We start from the raw sequence: 6,107 nt of genomic DNA, 5'->3' as shown, positions 1-6,107 counted from the left end.
CTCGTCTCCGGCGCCGCCCCCGGCCCGTCGCTCGTCCTGCAGGGCCATGTCGCGGAGCGCGGCTGGCTGCAGGCGGTGGGCGGCGGCGAGGACGTCGGCACGACCGGCAGGGGCCTCGCGCTCCAGGCGGTGCGCGCCTACCTCGAGGGGGCGGGCGAGGGGAGCTCCGTCTCCGTCGCGGCCCACGTGGCCGGCATCGGCTGGCAGGAAGCCGCCTCCGCCCCCTCCTACGCCGGCACGGTGGGGCAGGGCCGCGCCGTCCAGGCCGTGAGGGTGTCCCTCTCCGGCCCCGTCTCCGATTCCTACGACGTCTGGTACCGCGTCCACGCGGCGGGCTACGGCTGGCTCGGCTGGGCCAAGGACGGCGAGGCCGCGGGCACCGAGGGCCTCGGCGTCCAGGCCGAGGCGCTCCAGGTCGTCCTCGTCGAGAAGGGCGGCGACGCCCCGTCGCCGGGCGCCCCCGCCGAGCTCTCCGTCCCCTCGCTCAGCCTCAGGGCCCGCGTCTCCGGCGTCGGCTGGCAGCCCGCCGTCGGCAACGGCGGCACCGCCGGCACCACCGGCCAGTCCCGCGCGGTCGAGGCGATCTCGGCCGAGGTCTCCTCGCCGGTCTCCGGCGGCCTGTCCTACAGCGCGCACGTCTCCGGCGTCGGCTGGCAGGACGAGGTCTCGGGCGGCGCCCTGGCCGGCACCACCGGCCAGGGCAGGGCGGTCGAGTGCGTCAGGATGCGCCTGACCGGCGGCCTCTCCGAGTACTTCACCGTTTGGTACCGCGCCTACGTGCAGGACTACGGCTGGCTCGGCTGGGCCAGCGACGGGGCCCGCGCCGGCACGACCGGCATCGGCTACCGCGTCGAGGCGCTCCAGGTCCGCATCCTCGCGAAGGGCTCGGCGGCCCCGGGTCCCACGGACGGCGCGTACAGGGACCGCCCATTGCATCCGAATTCGGTTGTTCTCAACGTTCCCTGCACAATGCAGAATCCTGAGCTTCCGACTGGTTGCGAGTCCGTTGCATTGACTAATGCGCTCAACTATTACGGATTTGGGCTGGGCAAAACCGTTATTGCAGATGCGTATATGCCTAAGAGCAGCTGGGATTTTGTGACGGCGTTTTGGGGTAATCCGCATGGTGCTTCGAACGGAAACTGCATATCCGCTCCCGGCTTGACCAATACGGCTAATTCTTTTTTGATTAGTCGTGGAAGCAGTTTGCGGGCGTATGACGTCACGGGCACTGGTTTCTATGATCTTTATTCCTATTTGGAAGCCGGACATCCCGTTATTATCTGGTCAACGATTGGTATGCAAAACTTGGGAAGCTGCTATGCGACCCAGGCATATGGCGGAAGGGTCTATCGAACCTACACCAATTCCCATACCGTCGTTCTTAGGGGCTTTAATCGTTCCCTGGGTACCGTTTACATGGCTGATTCACTCGCTGGCTATGTCTCTAACTCCGCCCAGCGCATTGCTTCGTTATACTCGCAACGAGGGGCACAGGCGATTGTCCTTAAGTAGGTTCGTTAATTGATGAAGGAAGGTGGAATCGTGAGACGTCTCTTTGATGTGTCCGTTTCTATTCTCATGGCTGCTGTGTTGCTCATGAGTCAATCATGGGCCGTGACTGCTGCATATGCTGATTATTCAGTTAACGGATCTACTGACTCAACTAACTTGAATTCTGAAGACTCGAACGCTATTGATGATGGTTCAGGCCCTGAAGGACAAGAGTCGAATGCGTCCCCTGTTGTTAACGAGTCTCAAGACACGCAACAGGGTTCATCCGAAGATGTAAGCGAGGTCGTTGCTGACGATTCTGCCGTACGCAATCAGCTGACTGTCAAAAACGTAAGTGTTTCTGCCCATGTGCAGAATATTGGCTGGATGGATCCGGTTGGTTCGGGTAAGGTTGCCGGAACGACGGGTAGGGGCCTTAATCTCGAGGCGCTTAAAATCTCACTTGAAGTGGATGGAGCCGCGTCTCAAGAACAGATTGCCGCCGCCATATCCGTCGAGGCCCACGTCTCGAACGTCGGCTGGCAGCCCGCCGTCGGCAACGGCGGCACCGCCGGCACGACCGGCCAGCCCCGGGCCGTCGAGGCCCTGAGGGTCAGGCTGTCCGGCGAGCTGTCCGCCCGCTACACCGTCTGGTACCGCGTCCACTCCGCGGAGTTCGGGTGGCTCGGCTGGGCGTGCGACGGCGCCGACGCCGGCTCGGCGGGCTACGGCCGCGCCGTCCAGGCCGTCCAGGTCGCGGTCCTGCCCAAGGGCGACCCCGCCCCGGGCGATACTACCTCTCCCTTTAAGAACCGTAGCGATGATCCCGCTTCGATTTCCGTTCGCTCGCATACCTCGAATATTGGCTGGATGTCGCCCGTTAGAAGTGGATCTGTTGCGGGGACAACTGGCAGGGGCCTTCCCATGGAGGCTCTTGAAGCCCAGCTTGGCTGGTATGGCCACTCGGGTTCTATTGAGCTTCGTGGTCATGTCTCGAATGTTGGCTGGCAGCAGTGGTCTAAGGGGCACTGCGGCACGACTGGAAAGTCTCAGCGCCTCGAGGCCGTCCAGATTCGCTTGACCGGCGAGGCGGCCGATAAATATGACATTTGGTATTGCGCTCATGTGTCAGGCATAGGCTGGCTCGATTGGGCCTGTAATGGTGCTGCTGCTGGTTCTGCCGGTAAGGGCAGGGCTATCGAAGCGGTCAAAGTGGTTCTCGTGGAGAAAGGCGGAGCGGCGCCCGGTTCCTCGGCTAAGGTCTTTATTGGCGATCCAGACGCAGTTACGGTTTCCGGATCGGCCGTTTCTGGGGAGAGTCTTGGCTCCTCTTCTGGTCAAAAGGCCACGATCGGAGGCAAGGGTGCTAAACTGCTGAACTCTATTGCCCTGAGCGTTGCCGGTCAAACTGATAACGGGTCTATTTCTTATTCCGTTATGGATGGGTATTCAGGCTGGGGCGTTTCTTCATCGGATGGTGGCGCTGCCAAGGCGGTATCCGGTGCACCCATAAAAGCGATAAAAATGTCGTTGATCGGTCAACTTGCTGCCAATTATGACATTTGGTATCGAGTATGCGATTCCGGTAATGGCTGGACTGGCTGGGCGTCAAATGGTCAGGCATGTGGCGTTTCTGGTGGTTCTTCCGGTTTGTGCGGCATCGATGTTGCACTTGTAAATAAGGGTCAGTCTTCACCTGGCTCCTCTGCCAATGCATTTATCGAAACGCCTGGAATCGGTCTTGTATCTCAGGCGCACGTTGCTTCTGCGGGCTGGTTAGCTCCTGTTGGCAACGGTGAAACCGCTGGCCAGACGGGCAAGTCCCGCTCCCTGCAGGCTTTGTATGTTGCAACTCAGGGCATCGATGCCTCCGTCGAAGTGTCGGCACATGTTGCGAATATCGGCTGGCAGCCATACGTCTCGGGTGCTTCCTATGCTGGCACTGTTGGCAAGGGCCTCGCAATTCAGGCGGTTAAATTAAGGCTGACCGGGAACGACGCTTCAAAATATGATATTTACTACCGTATTCATGCTGCAGACTATGGTTGGCTTGGTTGGGCTAAAAATGAAGCTGCGGCTGGCACCGTTGGACTGTCTAAGCAGGCCGAGGCAATTCAAATTAAGTTGGTTGCCAAGGGTTCGTCCGACGCTCCTGTTCAAGACCATGATGCGTTGATCAAGCTTCCTGGGCTATCTGCTAAGGCAAATTGCTCCGGTCTTGGCTGGCAAGCGCCTGTTGGCAATGGCAGTGTTGCTGGAACGGTTGGGCAGAACCGTGCCATGGAGGCCATGCAACTGTCGCTTTCCGATAGCTCCATGAGTGGCGGCATTTCGTATTCTGCCCATGTATCCAATATCGGTTGGCAGTCCGCTGTTTCAGATGGGGCTACATCGGGAACTGTTGGCCAAGGACAGCAAATCCAGGCTGTGAAGATTAACTTGACTGGCGATGTTTCCAATTACTTTGATGTTTGGTATCGCGTCCATGTGTCAAATTATGGTTGGCTTGGCTGGACCAAAAATGGATCATCGGCGGGCACCACGAAGCTTGGCATTCCTGTTCAGGCCTTACAGGTAAAGATTGTCCCTAAGGGCGCTTCCGCACCAGGCTCTACGTCTGATTCGTATTTTGAGACCTATCGATATATGGGATATCAGACCCCCGGCTCTTATCCAAAGGTTAGTTGCAATAGCGTACAGCTTCCTTCGTATTGCACCGGTTACTTCACGTATGTCACGCCTTCTCGAATTCCTTATAACGCTTCGCGACAGGATTGCATCAACGCCTTTATCCAGCGTGCACGTGAATATATCGGAACGCGTTATATCGAGCCTTGGTCTTCTTGGCCGGGGGATGCGGTTGATTGTTCGGGATTAGTGCTGCAATGTTTGTATGCGACTGGCATGGATATGGGTTGGTATAACCCCTATAACCATCGTTGGCTGCCTGAGCAGACGTATAACTCTATGAACTGGTATCGTAGCAACACGTTTATGCCGGTTAGCACCTCTGCCATGCAGAGGGGAGATGTGGTCTACTACCAGGGTCATATTGGAATCTATATCGGTAACGGTCGAATTATCGATTCGTGGCCGGGAATTGGAGTTACCGAACGTTCGGTTAACGCTCCCGGTCGTGTGATCGGTGCCGCAAGACCTTTTGCATAGAGCCTATTGAGGCGCTCCGTAATAGGAGCGCCTCTTTTTGTGTCGGGGGCATTGCTTTTCCAAGCTCAAAATGTATTCTATGAAGTGCGGTAATATAACCATTGATTGTGTTGCTGTATTCAGCTGCTATCTTGGGGGATATACATGAAACGTCTAAAAGCGTATGCGGTTTTGGCTTGCGCGCTAGTAATGATTTGGTCGCAAGTCGCTCAGCCTTACTGTGCATATGCGCTGTCAGCTGAATCTGGCACTATCTCGCAATCGACATCTCAAGCGTCTGAAGAGCACGGATCCCAAGATGAAAGTTCCCAGGGAACACAGGACGATGCTTCGGATTCCCAATGTCAAACCGAATGGTATGGTGACGCTGCAAATGCTGCTCGTCCTGATGAGGATTCAGACTTTATTTCCGACGATCAGGCCGGGGTTGGTGCCGATGAGCCGGGCGCTGATGATTCTGATGGTGAGGCTTCGGGCGATGTTTCCATCGAGACAGATTCCTTTGAATCCGACTCCCTAGAGCCTAACTCTTGGCGTTATGAAAACGGTGTCCTCATCAATGCGGGCAGCGACGACATCGATGTGCAGTCTTTGTCTGACGATGCTTTGCCAAATGGTGCCGTTGCGCGTGGTATCGATGTCAGCAATCATCAAGGGACTGTCGACTGGAATAAGGTTAAGGCCGCTGGGATTGATTTTGCCATTCTCAAGGTTGGACCTGTTTACGGAAAACCTGACGATTCTTTTGAGAGGAATGCTGCTGAATGTGAGCGCCTCGGTATTCCTTATGGTGTGTATTACTACTCCTACGCCCGTTCTGTGGAGGATGCCAATAAAGAGGCTGACAGGACTCTTGCTTGGCTCGGTGGCCATCATCCGTCGCTTCCCGTTTATTACGATCTTGAGGATAACTATATCCTGCAGGATCCAAATTTCAGCAAAGATAAGCTCGCCCAGATTGCGCAGACTTTTTGTAACCGTATGGAGGCCGTTGGCTTTAAGTCGGGGATCTATGCGAACCTTAACTGGCTCAACAACTACTTGGATAGTCCGTCTCTGAGCGGTTATGACCATTGGGTAGCTCAATATAATTGGCGTTGCGATTATACTGGCAGCTACAGTTTCTGGCAGTATTCAAGCAGCGGCAATGTCCCGGGCGTTAACGGACGCTGTGACATGAACTATTGCTTCAACGGTTCTTTTTTGAACCTAGACGACAGCAAGATGCATATTCAGTATGAGGCGCATGTCTCGAATATTGGCTGGATGAGCAGCAAGCGCGACGGATCTACAGCTGGTACAACGGGGCAGTCTAAATCAGTGGAGGATCTTAAGGTCAACATCTTGAATCCCGTTGAAGATGGCTCTGTGCAAATTAACGCAAATGTAAGTGGCGTCGGCTGGCAGGGCTGGGACACCCCCTCGGCCTCCGAGGGCGGCACCAC

Annotated in this window: 3 protein-coding genes; all 3 read left to right on the top strand. The window is 56.3% G+C overall.

What is annotated here, in order from left to right; all coding sequences use genetic code 11:
- On the top strand, positions 1-1,515 hold a 1,515-nt coding region (locus tag DWV32_RS03215; RefSeq protein WP_316242582.1), incomplete at its 5' end, for a C39 family peptidase.
- Positions 1,516-1,527: 12 nt separating this feature from the next.
- Positions 1,528-4,662, top strand: coding sequence for an NlpC/P60 family protein (locus tag DWV32_RS03210; protein WP_117757168.1), 3,135 nt, complete (start codon positions 1,528-1,530; stop codon positions 4,660-4,662).
- Between the two features lie 144 nt (positions 4,663-4,806).
- Positions 4,807-6,107: GH25 family lysozyme (locus DWV32_RS03205; RefSeq protein ID WP_262348784.1), on the top strand; the 1,301-nt coding region annotated here is incomplete at its 3' end.

Origin of the sequence: Collinsella sp. AF04-24 (assembly GCF_003465685.1) — a bacterium.
Classification (GTDB): Bacteria; Actinomycetota; Coriobacteriia; order Coriobacteriales; family Coriobacteriaceae; genus Collinsella; species Collinsella aerofaciens_AP.
The sequence above is the reverse complement of the archived record's forward strand: the minus strand, read 5'-3'. Positions and strand labels throughout refer to the sequence as shown.

What these genes read in the sequence shown, in the direction of transcription:
- DWV32_RS03210 (WP_117757168.1), top strand. Translation starts at nt 1,528, where the DNA reads ATGAAGGAAGGTGGAATCGTGAGACGTCTCTTTGATGTGTCCGTTTCT.